At 73.2% G+C, this 15,334-nt stretch carries 8 protein-coding genes; 7 read left to right on the top strand and 1 reads right to left on the bottom strand.

Going from position 1 to position 15,334, the window contains the following annotated elements:
• The first annotated feature begins 145 nt into the window (after positions 1–145).
• The gene (locus AB0F61_RS32315; RefSeq protein WP_357817617.1) at positions 146–3,442 is read left to right on the top strand and encodes a S8 family serine peptidase; all 3,297 of its coding nucleotides are present in this window, start codon (positions 146–148) and stop codon (positions 3,440–3,442) included.
• Between the two features lie 51 nt (positions 3,443–3,493).
• Here the strand turns inward: AB0F61_RS32315 and dapD are convergent, their stop codons facing one another.
• A complete protein-coding gene (dapD, locus tag AB0F61_RS32320) occupies positions 3,494–4,453 on the bottom strand; it encodes a 2,3,4,5-tetrahydropyridine-2,6-dicarboxylate N-succinyltransferase (RefSeq protein ID WP_357817619.1) in 960 nt (319 codons plus the stop codon).
• 78 nt (positions 4,454–4,531) lie between these two features.
• On the opposite strand from dapD, the gene dapE reads away from it, so the two are divergent.
• The 6 genes from dapE to AB0F61_RS32350 all read left to right on the top strand — a co-directional run bounded on the left by dapE (position 4,532) and on the right by AB0F61_RS32350 (position 15,192).
• Positions 4,532–5,605 carry a succinyl-diaminopimelate desuccinylase gene (gene dapE, locus AB0F61_RS32325; RefSeq protein ID WP_357817622.1) on the top strand — a complete coding sequence of 358 codons (1,074 nt, stop codon included), beginning with the start codon at positions 4,532–4,534 and terminating at the stop codon, positions 5,603–5,605.
• A 344-nt stretch (positions 5,606–5,949) separates the two neighbouring features.
• The gene (locus AB0F61_RS32330) at positions 5,950–6,813 is read left to right on the top strand and encodes a TIGR00730 family Rossman fold protein (protein WP_357817624.1); all 864 of its coding nucleotides are present in this window, start codon (positions 5,950–5,952) and stop codon (positions 6,811–6,813) included.
• Positions 6,813–7,358, top strand: coding sequence for a TIGR00730 family Rossman fold protein (locus tag AB0F61_RS32335; protein WP_357817627.1), 546 nt, complete (start codon positions 6,813–6,815; stop codon positions 7,356–7,358). Before AB0F61_RS32330 ends, AB0F61_RS32335 begins: the two co-directional genes overlap by 1 nt.
• Positions 7,359–7,529: 171 nt before the next feature.
• Complete coding sequence (locus tag AB0F61_RS32340; RefSeq protein ID WP_357817629.1) at positions 7,530–11,315, top strand: PD-(D/E)XK nuclease family protein; 3,786 nt, start codon at positions 7,530–7,532, stop codon at positions 11,313–11,315.
• A gap of 27 nt (positions 11,316–11,342) precedes the next feature.
• Complete coding sequence (locus AB0F61_RS32345) at positions 11,343–14,762, top strand: ATP-dependent DNA helicase (protein ID WP_357817632.1); 3,420 nt, start codon at positions 11,343–11,345, stop codon at positions 14,760–14,762.
• Positions 14,763–14,988: 226 nt separating this feature from the next.
• Positions 14,989–15,192, top strand: coding sequence for a cold-shock protein (locus AB0F61_RS32350; protein ID WP_007464836.1), 204 nt, complete (start codon positions 14,989–14,991; stop codon positions 15,190–15,192).
• Positions 15,193–15,334 lie beyond the last annotated feature (142 nt).

Raw genomic sequence — 15,334 nt, forward strand, 5'->3', positions numbered from 1 at the left:
CGCCGACCCCGCAGCGGGTTGGCAGGTCCGTCATATTTTCGACCCCTTTTTTGCATACCGGGTATGCAATACTGACGGCGGTCTATGCACGTCTCATGTCTGTCAACGCTCCACCGAGGAGGATCCGTTGCATCGACGCAGCAGAATGACCACAGCCGTCACCGCCGTCGCCGCCCTCGTACTGGGCACTCCGGCGACCGCCGTGGCCAGTCCACCCACCACCGCCCCCGACGCCGCCCCGCGTACCGCGACCGGCGCCGCCACCGCGAAGACGGTCACCCTGCTCACCGGCGACCGGGTCACCGTCACCGCGTCCGGGTCCGCCACGGTCCGTCCCGGCCCCGACCGTTCCCGGCTGCGCTTCCTCACCACCCGCGACCGCGGTCAGCTCACCGTGCTCCCGGAGGACGCTCTGGCGCTGGTCCGCGCCGGCCGGGTCGATCGGCGACTGTTCGACGTGACCGGGTTGATCGCCGCCGGTTACGACGACGCCCGCCGGGACGACCTGCCGGTGCTCGTCACCGGCGACGCGGGCGCGCGACGGCGCGTCGCCGCAGCGCCCACCGGGCTGACTGTCACCGCCGAGCTGCCGGCCGTCGGCGGCATCGCCGCGACGGCGGACAAGGAACGGGTCACGGAGGTCTGGGCAGCACTCACCGGCACCCGGGTCGGCACGGCGGGGGTTGCCGACCGGATCTGGCTCGACGGCCGCCGACACGTCACCCTCGATCACAGCGTGCCGCAGATCGGCGCTCCGGCCGCGCACCAGGCGGGGTTCACCGGCCAGGGCGTCCGCGTCGCGGTGCTGGACACCGGTATCGACTCCGCCCACCCCGACCTGGCCGGGCGGGTCGCCGAGTCGCACAACTTCACCGAGGCCACCGACGCCGGTGACACCGTCGGCCACGGCACCCACGTCGCCTCGATCATCGCGGGCAGCGGCGCGGCCTCCGGCGGTAGGTACCGGGGCGTCGCGCCGGACGCCACGCTGCTCAACGGCAAGGTCTGTGAGGATCAGGGCTGCCAGGAATCGGCGATCCTGGCCGGCATGCAGTGGGCCGCCGTCGACCAGCACGCCGACGTGATCAACATGAGTCTGGGCGGGAGCGACACGCCCGACGTCGACCCGCTGGAGGCGGCCGTCGAGTCGTTGACCGCGCAGACCGGCACGCTCTTCGTGATCTCCGCCGGCAACGACGGAAGCGACGGCTCGGTCAGTTCGCCGAGCACTGCGGAATCCGCGCTGTCGGTCGGCGCGGTGGACCGCGACGACGCCCTGGCCGACTTCTCCAGCCGCGGGCCCCGCGCCGGCGACGGCGGGCTGAAGCCGGACCTCACCGCCCCGGGTGTGGACATCGTGGCCGCCCGTGGTGACGGCACGCTGCTCGGCGAGCCGGTGGGGGAGAAGTACGTCACGCTCTCCGGCACCTCGATGGCCGCGCCGCACGTCACCGGCGCGGTGGCGCTGCTCGCCCAGCAGCACAGCGGCTGGGCGGGGGCACAGCTCAAGGCCACCCTGATGGCCTCGGCGAAGCCACACCCGGAGCAGACCGCGTTCCAGCAGGGCGCCGGCCGGGTCGACGTGGCCAGGGCGATCACCCAGCGGGTCGTCAGCGAACCGGTAAGTGTCGCCTTCGGGCAGCCGGCCTGGCCGCACGACGACGACACCCCGATCGCCCGCACTGTCGACTGGCGCAACGACGGCCCGGACCCGATCACCCTGGACCTGACCCTCGACGTGACCGGACCAGACGGTCAGCCGGCACCGGCCGGCATGTTCACCGTCGCGGCCAGCCAGGTCACCGTGCCCGCCGGCGGCACCGCCGGCACCACTGTCACAGTGGACACCCGGCTCGGCACGGACGGCTACTGGACCGGACGCCTCGTGGCCCGCTCCGGCACGGCCGTGGCGGTCACCCCGGTCGCGGTGCACCGGGAGGTGGAGAGCTACCAGCTCACCGTCCGGCACCTCGACGCCACCGGCGCGCCCGCCGAGGGACACTTCACCTCGCTGGTGCGGCTGGACAACCTCCAGAGCTACGACCTGTACGACGCGGACGGCACCGTCGACATCCGGGTGCCCAAGGGCCGGTACGGGCTGGTAAGCGTCATCTTCACCGGGGAGGTCGAGGCCGCTGAACTGGTGCAGCCCGAGCTGGTGATCGACGGCGACGCCACTGTCACCCTCGACGCCCGCAAGGCCCGGCCGGTACGCAGCGCCGTCCCCGATCGATCCGCCAAACCCGCACTCGTGGACATCGCGGCGACCTTCCTGGCCCCCGACGGCGGTTCCTCCGGCTACGGGATTCTCAGCTTCGACTTCACCGGGCTGGCCACCGGGCAGGTCGGCCGGACCGTCTCCGGCAAACGGTTCGTCGGCACCATCAGCAGCCAGTGGGCCGATCTGGAGGTGGCCCACAGCCCCTACCTGTACGCGCTCAGCGAGGGCTTCCCCGGCCGGTTGCCGACCGGCTTCGACAAGACCTACCGCAGCTCCGAGTTGGCGACCGTCACGCAGCAGTTCAAGGGCGGCTACTCGGGCCTGAAGGGGGATCGGGTGGTCTATCCGCACCTCGACCTGGATCTGGGCGGTTGGGCCGTCGGAGTGCCCACCGTGGTGCCCGGCCAGCGGGTCGAGCACTACAACACCCGAGGCGTGCGGTGGTCCGCGGAGCTGACGTTCTGGGCGCCCGTCGAGGAGTGGTGGACCGAATTCAGGGCCGGGCTGACGGCCGATCCGCGCGCGTACCGGGCCGGCCGACAGACCCGGGAGAGCTGGGGCAGCGCACCCTACGGCCCGTCCTTCCCAGCGCCGCGCTGGCCCGGCCAGGGGGTCACCCGACTCGGTGACGACATCCAGGTGGACGTGCCGCTGCACAGCGACGCCGAGGGGCACCCCGGTGGTTCAATGGTCGACACCGCCCGGACCGCCCTCTACCGCGACGGGGTACTGGTCGGCGAGTCGTCGGACACCGGTTTCGGAGAGTTCGCGGTGCCGCCCGGTGCCGCGTCCTACCGGCTGGAGGTGTCGGCGAAGCGCAGCTTCACCGACCTCAGCACCGAGGTCAGCACGGCGTGGACGTTCCGGTCCCGGCACGTTCCCGGTGACGACTACCGTCGGCTACCGGTGTCGGCCATCCGGTTCACACCACCGTTGGACGCCGACAACACCGCTCGGGCCGGCCGGAGCCTGGTCATCCCGGTGCAGGTGAAGCGGCAACCCGGCGTCGCCGGGTCACGGCTGACCAAGCTGACCGTGGACGTCTCCTACGACGGGGGCAAGACCTGGCAGGCCGCCCAGGTGCGCAACGGTGGGCATGGTTGGACGGCCACCGTGAAACACCCCGCCGGGGCCGGTCACGCGTCCCTGCGGGCCACCGCCCGGGACGCCGCCGGTAACACGGTGACGCAACGGATCATCCAGGCGTACCGGTTGCGCTGAGGCGTACCCCGTCCGGGTCCGCGGCCGAGTGCCGCGGACCCGGCGGGTCCGTCAGTCGTTGGCGTGCAGGGCCGCGTTCAGCTCGATGCCCCGGCCGGTGCGTGGCCGGGCCTCCAGCGCGCCGGTCACCGAGTTGCGCCAGAACAGCAGGCCGTCGACGCCGGACAGCTCCCGGGCCTTGACCACCCGGCCGTCCGGCAGGGTGATCTTCGACGCGGCGGTGATGTAACAGCCCGCCTCGACCACACAGTCGTCGCCGAGGGAGATGCCGACACCCGCGTTCGCGCCGATCAGGCTGCGCTCGCCGATGCTCACCTTCTCGGTGCCGCCACCGGAGAGGGTGCCCATGATCGAGGCGCCGCCGCCGACGTCGGACCCGTCGCCGACAAGCACGCCCTGCACGATGCGCCCCTCCACCATCGAGGTGCCCACGGTGCCGGCGTTGAAGTTGACGAAGCCCTCGTGCATCACTGTGGTGCCGGCGGCCAGGTGCGCGCCCAGGCGGACCCGGTCGGCGTCGGCGATCCGCACCCCGGAGGGCACCACGTAGTCGGTCATCCGGGGGAACTTGTCCACCCCGTACACCGCCAGGTGGCGGCCGGCCGCCCGCTCGATCACCCGCAGCTCGTCCACCCGCTCCGGTGGGCACGGCCCGGCGGACGTCCAGGCCACGTTCGCCAGCTTGCCGAAGATGCCGTCCAGGTTGACCTGGTTGGGGCGGACCAGGCGGTGCGAGAGCAGGTGCAACCTGAGGTACGCGTCGGGGGCGTCCTTGATCGGGTCGTCGAGCGAGCCGATCACGGTGACCACCTGGACGGTACGCAGACCGGGCAGTGACCGGTCACCGAGCGCCGCCGGCGGCAGGTCGAGCACGTCCGACTTGTCCTCCCCGGCGACCAGCGGCAGCTCACCCAGGCCCAGCTTGCCGGTCGGGTACCAGGTGTCGAGCACCTGCTCATCTGCCGTGACCGTGGCCAGGCCAATGCCCCAGGCGGAATCTGCGGACGTCACTGTTACACCTCTCGGTCGCGGCCGGGCCGGCCTCAGCTCACTCCTCGCGCTGACAGACCTGAAGGTACCGTGCGAACCATGGAGAACCCGCTGACCCCCGAGGTCCTCGCCGATCCGGTGCAGCTGACCCGCGCTCTGGTCGACATAGAGTCCGTGTCCCTCAACGAGAAGGCGATCGCCGACTGTGTCGAGGACGTGCTGCGGGGTGTACCGCACCTGACCACCCACCGGCACGGCAACACGGTGATGGCGCGTACCGACCTCGGTCGGGCGCAGCGCGTCGTCCTGGCCGGGCACCTCGACACGGTGCCGCTCAACAACAACTTTCCGTCGACCATGCGTGGCGACCTGATGTACGGCTGCGGCACCTCGGACATGAAGTCCGGCACCGCGTACGCGCTGCACCTGGCGGTGACGCTGCCCGACCCGCGCTACGACGTCACGTACTTCTTCTACGAGGCCGAGGAGATCGAGTCGCGGTACAACGGGCTCAACCTGGTGGCCCAGGCGTACCCGGAGTGGCTAAAGGCGGACTTCGCGGTGCTGCTGGAGCCCACGTACGGCATCGTCGAGGCGGGCTGCCAGGGCACCATGCGGGCCCTCGTGACGACGACTGGTGAGCGGGCGCACGCCGCGCGCTCCTGGCACGGTGTGAACGCCATCCACGCGGCCACCGAGGTGCTGCGGCGTCTTCAGGCGTACGAGGCGCGCCGGGTCACCATCGAGGGATGCGACTACCGCGAGGGCATGAACGCGGTACGGATCATCGGTGGTGTCGCTGGCAACGTGATCCCCGACCGCTGCGAGATCGAGGTCAACTACCGGTACGCGCCGGATCGCGACCCGGCGGCTGCCGAGGAGCATCTGCGGGAGGTGTTCGCCGGCTTCGAGGTGGTGGTGACCGACGCGGCAGCCGGTGCGGCCCCCGGGCTGCAGGCGGCCCCGGCGCAGGAGTTCCTGGCAGCGGTGGGCGCGGCGCCGATCGGCAAGCTGGGCTGGACGGACGTGGCCCGGTTCGCGGCAATGGGCATCCCCGCGCTGAACTTCGGCCCGGGTGACCCCAACCTCGCCCACCACAAGGACGAGCACGTCGAGATCAGCAAGATCCGCGACGGCGCGGCGACCCTGCACCGCTGGCTGGCCCCGGCCTGACCCGGTGATCAAGAGGTTTGCGTCAGCCTGGCCCGTTGTCGGCGACGCAAACCTCTTGATCAGCTCCTGTGGGGGTGGGGGAGACCAGGGGTGGGTCCTGCAGTCGGGTGCGGCGGCGTTCGGCCACCACGTCTCGGATCCGTCGCTGCATCTGGCGACGGATCCGGATCATCTCGCTGTTACTGATCACGCTGTCTCCTCCCCCGAAGGCGCGCGCCGGGGCATACCCGGTATGTGAATAGTAAGACGTACGGGGGAGCGGATTAGTTGCCCATGATCGCGAACTATTTCTCGGCGTCCGCGCCCCGCACACCTGCGAGGTGCCGCTCCACTACGGTTGCCCCATGAGCCAGAGCAACGGGCGGGAGGCCGGTCGCGGTCCGGGACAGGAGCGACACAGGGGTGCGGTCACGCTGCGCCGAGGGGCGATCCCGAGCAGCACCGCCGACCAGCGGTTGCTGGATTCACGTGGGCGGAGCGACTGGAAGACCAAGGACGCCTGGCGCGCGCTGCGCATCCTCTCCGAATTCGTCGAAGGTTTCGACACCCTCGCCGACCTGCCGCCAGCGGTCAGCGTGTTCGGCTCCGCCCGCAGCGGACCGGACAGCGCCGAGTGCCGGCTGGCCGAGCAACTGGGCGGCGCGCTGGCCCGCGCCGGCTACGCGGTGATCACCGGAGGTGGGCCGGGGGTGATGGAGGCCGCCAACCGCGGCGCCAGCGAGGCCGGCGGGCTCTCCGTCGGGCTCGGCATCGAGCTGCCGTTCGAGCAGGGCCTCAACGAGTGGGTCGACCTGGCGATCGACTTCCGCTACTTCTTCGCCCGCAAGACCATGTTCGTCAAGTACGCCCAGGCGTTCGTCGTGCTGCCCGGTGGGTTCGGCACCATGGACGAGCTGTTCGAGGCGCTCACCCTGGTGCAGACCGGCAAGGTCACCCGCTTCCCGGTGGTGCTCATGGGGCTCTCGTACTGGCAGGGTCTGCTCGACTGGCTGCGCGACACGATGGCCGCCAACGGCAAGATCGGGCCGGTCGACCTGGACCTGATCTGCCTCACCGACGACGTCAACGCCGCGGTGCGGCACATCGTCGAGGCGGAGGCCGCGCTCTCCGTGGAGCAGGAGGCGGTCCGCGACGAGGCCGTGGCGCGCACCGGCGCGGACCAGCAGGCCGCCGCCGCGCAGGCCGCCGATCAGCCGCGGGACAAGTGATGGCAGCGATCTGCGTCTTCTGCGCCTCCTCCCGCACGCTGGACCAGCGCTGGTTGGACCTGGCCACCGAGACCGGTGTGGAGCTGGCCCGGCGCGGTCACACGCTGGTGAGCGGCGGTGGCTGCGTCGGCATGATGGGCGCGGTGGCGGACGGCGCCCGATCCGCCGGCGGGCGCACCCTGGGGGTGATCCCGCAGTCGCTCGTCGATCTGGAGGTCGCCGACCTCGCCTCGGACGAGCTGCTGGTGACCGACTCGATGGCCAGCCGCAAGACCCTGATGATCGACAAGTCGGACGCGTTCCTCACCCTGCCCGGCGGGCTGGGCACCCTGGACGAGTTGTTCGAGGTCTGGACGACCGCGACCCTCGCCCTGCACGCCAAGCCGATGGTGCTCATCGACACCGACGGGTTCTACCGCCCCCTGCTCGACTGGCTGGACGGGCTGGCCGACCGACGCTTCCTCAAGACCGCCGGCCGCGACCTCCTGACGGTGACCACCACGGTCCCCGAAGCCCTGGACGCCCTGGAATCACACCTGACCTGACTCCACCCCGCCCACCCCGGATCGCGATTGACCCGTCCGGATAGCGTTGATCATGAGGTTGGCGGCGTCGTCGTCGGCGCGTCGCACCGTCAACGTCATGATCGACGTGGGTGGATGGGGTCGGGGATGGGGGATTGGGTGGGTGTCGTACCGGTCTGATGGGATGAGCTGATGCAGGCGTACCGGTTGGTGCGGCGGCCCGGGGGGCCGGCGCGGGGGGATGCGGCGGCGCCGGGCGACGCTTCCGTGTCCGCCGCCGGCAGCACGTCCGCGGGCGGTGTCGGCGCGTCGGGCGGGCCCGCCCGTGCGGACGGGGCGGCGCTCACGGCCGACGGCAGCGGTTGGCGGGCCGATCCGGTGCAGGCCGAGGTGGTCGGGCACACCGCCGGGCCGATGCTCGTGCTCGGCGGCCCCGGCACCGGCAAGACCAGCACCCTCGTCGAGGCGGTCGCCGCCCGGGTGAGCGAGGGGGTCGACCCCGAACGGATCCTGGTGCTGACCTTCGGCCGTCGCGGGGCCACCGCCCTTCGTCAACGCATCGAGGCCCGGATCGCGCAGGACGGCCACCGGGTGCTGCGGGAGCCGCTGGTGCGCACCTTCCCGGCGTACGCGTTCGGGTTGCTGCGCCGGGCCGCCGCCGAACGGGGCGAGCCGTCGCCCCGGCTGCTGACCGGCCCCGAGCAGGATCTGATCATCCGCGAGCTGCTGGACGTGGTGGGCGAGGACCCCGAGGACGACCCGGTCGGCTGGCCGACCGACCTGCGCCCGGCCCTGCGGACCCGGGCCTTCGCCGGCCAACTGCGCGACCTGCTCATGCGCGCCGCCGAGCGCGGCGTGGGCCCGGTCGACCTGGCCCGGCTCGGTGAGAAGCTCGGCCGCGCCGACTGGCCGGCCGCCGCCCGCTTCCTGCGGGAGTACGTCGCCGTGCTCGCGCTGCGCGACGTCAGCAACCGGGGCTCCATCGCGTACGACCCGGCGGAGCTGGTCCGGGCGGCCACCGGGCTGCTGCGCGACGACGAGGAGTTGCTGGCCGCCGAACGCCGTCGGCTCACCCACGTCTACCTCGACGAGCTGGCCGACACCGACCCCGCCCAACTGGAGCTGCTCTCGGTGATCGCGGGCGGAGGCAAGTCGCTCGTCGCGTTCGCCGACCCGGATTCCTCCACGTACGCCTTCCGCGGTGCCGACCCCGCCGGGGTGACCACGTTCGCGCACCGCTTCCGGACCGCCTCCGGCGCGCCCGCCGCGCAGGTGCTGCTGACCACGTCCTACCGGGCCGGGCCGGGTCTGCTCGCCGCGATGGCCCGGCTGGGCCGCCGGCTACGCGGCCCGGCCGCGCACCGCCGGCTGCACCCACTGCCGGACGCGCCACCCGGGACGGTCGAGGTGCACACGTTCCGCTCGGCGACAAGCGAGGCCGCCTGGCTGGCCCACGCGCTGCGCTCGGCCCACCTGCTCGACGGCGTGCCCTGGTCGCGGATGGCGGTGCTGGTGCGGTCCACCGCCCTGCACCTGCCCACCCTGCGACGGGCGCTGCACGCTGCCGGCGTACCCACAGTGGTGCACGGCGAGGATCTGCCCCTGCACCTGCAACCGGCGGTCGCCCCGCTGCTGCTCCTGCTGCGCTGCGCGCTCGAGCCGGACCGGCTGGACGAGGAGGCGGCTGTCGCGCTGCTGCACTCGCCGCTGGGCGGGGCCGACCCGCTGGCCGAGCGGCGGCTGCGGCAGGGCCTGCGAGCCCTGGCGCTGGCTGGCGGTGACCGGCGCCCCTCCGGCGAGCTGATCGTCGAGGCCTTGCAGGACCCGGAGGAGTTGGCCGACATCGAGCGGCGCTGGGCGGAGCCGGCGCAGGCGGTGGCCGGGCTGCTGGCCATCGCACGCGAAGCGGCCGCCCGGCCGGGTGCGACCGCCGAGGACGTGCTCTGGGCCGTGTGGAGTGCCAGCGGTCTCGCCGAGCGCTGGGCGGGTGCGATCAACCAGGGGCGGCCGGCACCCGGCGAGGGAGATCTGGCCCGGCGGCGGCGGGCCGAGGCGGCCGACCGCGACCTCGACGCCGTCCTGGTGCTCTTCGACGCGGCGGCCCGGTTCACCGACCGGCTGCCCGGTGCCCGCACCGAGGTCTTCCTCGACCACGTGCTCGCCCAGGATCTGCCGGCCGACACCATCGCACCGACCGCCGATCGGGGCGCGGCGGTACGCCTGCTCACCGCGCACGCCGCGAAGGGCCTGGAATGGGACCTGGTCGCGGTGGCCGGCGTGCAGGAGGGCATCTGGCCGGACCTGCGACTGCGCGGCAGCCTGCTCGGGTCCGAACGGCTCGTCGACGTGCTCACCGGCCGGTCCGTCGACGGTGCCACCGCGGCCAACGTGGTGGGCCAAACCTCGGCGTTGCTTGACGAGGAGCGCCGGCTCTTCCACGTCGCCATCAGCCGGGCCCGGCACCGGCTGCTGGTCAGCGCCGTGGCCTCGGCCGCCGTCGGCGGCGACGACCACCAGGAGCAGCCGAGCCGGTTCCTGCACGAGATGAGCCCCACCACGCCGCCCGCTCCGCCGAGTGCCGGGCCGACCGACCCGCCCACGCCACCGGGTCCGCGCACCGGCCCCCAGGCGGGAGACCGAGCCGCCAGCCCACCGGAGGCCAGAGCCGCCACCGATGGCGCGACGAACGACGCGGCCGGCGGCACGACGACCAGCGGGGCCGACGGCGCGACGAGCGGCGGGATGACCGACGGCGCGACGAACGACGCGACCGGCGACACGACGAGCGGCGGGATGACCGACGGCGCGACGACCGGCGCGTCCCGCGGGACGACCGGCGCGATCAGCACGGCCGGCGGCACGACGATCAGCACGGCCCGCGTCACGTCGACCGGCGCGGGAGGCGGGACCGGCGACGCGACAGGCGATGACGGTGAGCCGGACCGCCCCGGGGCACTGCCGGTGACCCGCCCACCTCGGGCGCTCACCCTGCCGGCGCTGGTGGCCGAACTGCGTACCGCCATCACCGACCCGGCCGCCCCGGCGAGCCGGCGGCGCGCGGCGGCGGCCGAGCTGGCCCGGCTCGCCGCCGCCGGGGTTCCCGGTGCGCACCCGGACGACTGGTGGGGGTTGCGCGCCCTCTCCGACGACCGGCCGCTCGTCGACGACGGGGAGCCGGTGCGGGTCACCCCGTCGGCCATGGAGAGCGCCCTGCGATGCAGCCTGCGGTGGCTGCTGGAACGGCACGGCGGCAGTGGCCCGACCAGCACCGCGCAAGGGGTCGGCAACCTGGTGCACGCCGCCGCGATGCTCGCCGAGGACGCCAGCGCCGACCGGGGTGCGCTGCTCGACTACGTGGCCGCCCGGTTCGACGCCATCGAGTTGGCGGCCCGGTGGATGGCCGGGCCGGAGCGGGAACGCGCCGAGGCGATGGTCGACAAGCTGCTGCGCTGGCTGGCCACCAACCCGCGTCGGTTACTCGCCATCGAGCACGAGTTCGCGGTCCGCCTGGACGACCCGCAGCGGCCCGTCGACCTGACCGGTCGGGTCGACCGGCTGGAGGTCGACGAGTCCGGGCGGCTCGTGGTGATCGACCTGAAGACCGGCAAGTCCACCGCCGTCACCGGCACCGACCTGGCCGAACACCCGCAGCTCGGCGCGTACCAGGCGGCGGTGGAGGCGGGGGCGTTCGCCGAGTTCGGCGACGAGTCGGGCGGCGCGGCGCTCGTGCAACTCGGCACCTCGGCGAAGGATGCCCGGGAGCAGAACCAGCCGGCGGCCGGCGAGGGACCGGCGGCCGGTTGGGCGACCGCGCTGGTCCGGCGGACCGCCGATACGATGGCAGCCGCCACGTTCGCCGCCGTGGCCAACTCGAAGTGCCGGGTCTGCCCGGTCCGCACCAGCTGCCCGGTCTCCGGGCAGGGGCGTCAGGTCGTCGAGCCGCCGACCGTCCGACGTGACCGTGAGGGCGAGGAGTGAGCGGGTGTCGCATCCTGAGACAGCACCGTGAGCCAGCCCACCCTGTTCGGCGCGGGCCCCACGCCGGCGCCCCGGCTGGCGGACTCCGGCCCCCGGTACACGCCGATGGAGCTGGCCAAGCTGCTGCGGTTGCCGGCACCCACCCGGGAGCAGGCCGCGATCATCGCCGCCCCGGTGGAACCGCTGCTGGTGGTCGCGGGAGCCGGGTCGGGCAAGACCGAGACGATGGCCGCGCGGGTGGTCTGGCTGGTGGCCAACTCCTACGTGCGCCCGGAGCAGATCCTCGGGCTGACCTTCACCCGTAAGGCGGCCGGCGAACTGGCCCACCGGGTCCGCACCCGGCTCGACCAACTGATCCGCAGACTCGGCCGGCAGGGCCGCGACCCGCTTGACGACCCGCTCGCCGGTGAACCCACCGTCTCCACCTACCACTCGTACGCGGGGCGGATCGTCACCGAGCACGGGCTGCGGTCCGGCTACGAGCCGTCGACCCGGCTGCTCACCGAGGCGTCCCGCTGGCAGTTGGTCGACCTGCTGGTGCGCAACTACGACGGTGACATGTCCGAGGTGGACCGGATGCCCAGCACCATCACCGACGCGGTGCTGGCGCTGGCCGGGGAGTTGGACGAGCACCTGGTCGCGCCGGACCAGCTCGCGGCCTGGACCGGTCGGTTCTTCGCCGAGGTGCAGTCCCGGCCGGGCCGGGTGTACGCCGACGTCCGCAAGGCGCTCACCCTGCAACAGACCCGGCTGCGCCTGCTGCCGCTGGTGCGGGCGTACACCCGGCGCAAGGAGGACTTCGAGGCGATGGACTTCGCCGACCAGCTCGCGCGGGCGGCCCGGGTCGCCCGGGACCACCCGGGGGTCGGCGAGATCGAGCGGGGCCGCTTCCGGGCGGTGCTGCTCGACGAATACCAGGACACCAGCCACGCCCAGGTGGTGCTGCTCAACGCCCTGTTCGGTGGCGGGCATCCGGTGACCGCGGTGGGCGACCCCTGCCAGTCCATCTACGGCTGGCGGGGGGCCAGCGCCGGCACACTGGACCGGTTCCCCACCGAGTTCGCCCGCGCCGACGGTCAGCCCGCCCCGGCCCTCGGGCTCACCACGAGCTGGCGTAACCGCCCGGAGATCCTGCGGGTGGCGAACGCGTTGTCGGCTCCGCTGCGGGCGGCGGGCGCCCGGGTGCCGGAGCTGCGCTCCGCGCTGACCGTCCGCGACCCGATCCCGCACCGCAGCCCCGGCGGTGCGGTCGGCGGCACTGTGCACTGCGCGTTGCTGCCCACGTACGCCGACGAGGCGGACTGGATCGCCGACAGCGTGCTGGCCGCCTGGCGGGGGGCGGCCCGGATGCCGGGCGCGGCACCCGAACACATCCCGGTGGCGCAGCGCCCGACCACTGCCGTGCTGGTCCGCGTCCGCAGCCAGATCCCGGCGATCGAGTCGGCCCTGCGTGAGCGTGGCCTCCCGGTAGAGGTGGTGGGGCTCGGCGGCCTGCTGGACACCCCCGAGGTACGCGACGTGGTCTGCACGCTGCGGGTGCTCGCCGACCCGACCGACGGGGCCGCGCTGCTGCGGTTGCTCACCGGCGCCCGCTGGCGGATCGGGCCGCGTGACCTGGTGGCGTTGCACAGGCGCGCCCGGGCCATCGCCAACGCCCGCCGCCAGGTGGCTGCCGACGACGACGCGGAGATCAGCCCTGATCTGCTGGACGAGGCGACCCTGGTGGAGGCGCTCGCCGATCTCGGCCCGGCGCAGGCGTACTCGGCGGAGGGCTTCGCGCGGCTGCGCGCGTACGGCATGGAGTTGGCGCTGCTGCGGTACCGGCTGGACCAGGCGCTGCCGGATCTGATCGCGGACATCGAGCGGACCATCGGCCTGGACGTGGAGGTCGCGGTGCGGGCCGGCCGGGACGGTGCCGGGGACGCCGGCCTGGCCCGGGGCCACCTGGACGCCCTGGGTGACGTGGCGGCCCGGTTCAGCGGGGAGACGCCGGGCGCGACACTGTCCGGGTTCCTGTCCTACCTGGCCGCCGCCGAGGACGAGGAGCGCGGTCTGGCGCCGGGCGAGGTCGAGGTGGTGGAGGGCGCGGTGCAGGTGGTCACCGCGCACGCCGCCAAGGGCCTGGAGTGGGACGTGGTGGCGGTGGCCGGCCTGTGCCGTGGGTCGTGGCCGGGGCCGGTGCGTAACTCCGACCACTGGTTGGGTGGGCTGGGGGTGCTGCCGTTTCCGCTGCGGGGCGACGCCGACGGGTTGCCCGAGCTGGCGCTCGACGAGGCGGCCGACCAGCGGGCGGTGGCCCGGGCGGTGAACGACTTCACCGACGCCTGGCGGGCTCACGACGAGCGGGAGGAACGCCGCCTGACGTACGTGGCGGTCACCCGGCCGCGCCGCCTGCTGCTGTGCTCGGGCTACTGGTGGGGGGAGGGCACGAAGCGACCGCGGGGTCCGTCGGTCTTCCTGCGGGAGATGTACGACGCCTGCCTCGAGGGTGGGCCTGGGCACCTGGTCGACGCCTGGGCGCCGGAGCCGACCCCGGATGCCACGAACCCCACCGCCGAGGTGGTGCTCCGCGCGGAGTGGCCGGCCGACCCGCTTGGTGGCCGCCGACCGGAGTTGGCGGAGGCGGCCGGGTTGGTGCGCCGCCTGATGACCGACGGGCCGGCTGCGGTGGCTGTCGGGCCGGTGGCCGCCGGGCCGGTGGGGCCGGTGGTCGCCGGGCCGTTGGTGTCGGTCGAGCCGGAGGTGGATCCGGAGGTGGAGCGCTGGCGGCGCGAGGCGGATCTGCTGCTGGCCGAGCGGGCCGAGCTGACCCGGCTCTCCGGTGCGGTCGAGGTGGCCCTCCCCGGGGCGCTGAGCGTCACCCAGCTGGTGGCGTTGCGGCGGGACCCGGCGGCACTGGCCCGTACGCTGCGCCGCCCGGTGCCGGCCGAGCCCAACCCGTACGCCCGCCGAGGCACCGCCTTCCACGCCTGGTTGGAGCAGCGCTTCGGTGCTGACCGCCTGCTTGACCTGGACGAGCTGCCCGGTGCGGCTGACGCGGATGCCGCGCCCGACGAGGCGCTCGTTGAGCTTCAGGAGCGGTTCCTGTCCAGCGAGTGGGCCGACCGGTCACCGGTGGAGGTGGAGGTCCCGTTCGCCACGGTGATCGGCGGCGTCGTGGTGCGGGGGCGGATGGACGCGGTCTTCGCCCGGCCGGGTGGGCGGTTCGACGTGGTCGACTGGAAGACCGGCGCGCAGCCCGTCGGGCCGGCCGCGGAGGTGGCCGCCGTGCAGTTGGCCGTGTACCGGCTGGCCTGGGCGGAGCTGGCCGGCGTGCCGGTGGACCGGGTGGGCGCGGCGTTCCACTACGTCCGGCACGGGGTGACGGTGCGGCCCGCGGACCTGCTTGATGTGACCGGGCTCACCGCCATGATCGCCCAGTTGCCCGAAGATTCTGCGCAACATTGACCGCTCGCGGGAAAACCATGATAGGTTGACCGGGTTGCAGTTTTGGTTACCAGAGACTCTGTGTGCGCCTGGCGGGATTGTGGCCCCAGGCGCTCTTTGTTGTGTCCGGAGTTCTCCGGGCGGGGCGACCAGAAGCGACAGGCGATTCGCGCATCCCCGCGCGGAGCGCTCCTCTTCGGGCACGCAACAAGTGCGCGTCCGACGTTCCGTCAAGGAGACGAAACACATGGCTATTGGCACCGTGAAGTGGTTCAACGCTGACAAGGGCTTCGGCTTCATCACCCCGGACGGCGGCGGCGCTGACGTCTTCGCCCACTTCTCGGCGATCCAGTCCTCCGGCTACCGGAGCCTGGACGAGAACCAGCGGGTCGAGTTCGAGGTGACCCAGGGCCAGAAGGGCCCGCAGGCGGAGAACATCCGCCCGCTCTGATCTTCGGATCGGTCAGCATTACCTGTCGCGCCCTCCGGGTGTGACGGTGACGGGACCGGCCCGCCTCGCCGCCGCCTGCACACGCATCCCCGCGGCGCCGCCGCCCACCACCACCACGTCGTATGTCTCGTCCACAAATATC

Origin of the sequence: Micromonospora sp. NPDC023888, from assembly GCF_040639415.1 — a bacterium.
GTDB lineage: Bacteria > Actinomycetota > Actinomycetes > Mycobacteriales > Micromonosporaceae > Micromonospora.

Excerpts from the sequence above, each read along its gene's own strand:
- AB0F61_RS32315 (WP_357817617.1), top strand. The coding sequence starts at position 146 with ATGACCACAGCCGTCACCGCCGTCGCCGCCCTCGTACTGGGCACTCCG.
- dapE (WP_357817622.1), top strand. The coding sequence starts at position 4,532 with ATGGAGAACCCGCTGACCCCCGAGGTCCTCGCCGATCCGGTGCAGCTG.
- AB0F61_RS32330 (WP_357817624.1), top strand. The coding sequence starts at position 5,950 with ATGAGCCAGAGCAACGGGCGGGAGGCCGGTCGCGGTCCGGGACAGGAG.
- AB0F61_RS32335 (WP_357817627.1), top strand. The coding sequence starts at position 6,813 with ATGGCAGCGATCTGCGTCTTCTGCGCCTCCTCCCGCACGCTGGACCAG.
- AB0F61_RS32340 (WP_357817629.1), top strand. The coding sequence starts at position 7,530 with ATGCAGGCGTACCGGTTGGTGCGGCGGCCCGGGGGGCCGGCGCGGGGG.
- AB0F61_RS32350 (WP_007464836.1), top strand. The coding sequence starts at position 14,989 with ATGGCTATTGGCACCGTGAAGTGGTTCAACGCTGACAAGGGCTTCGGC.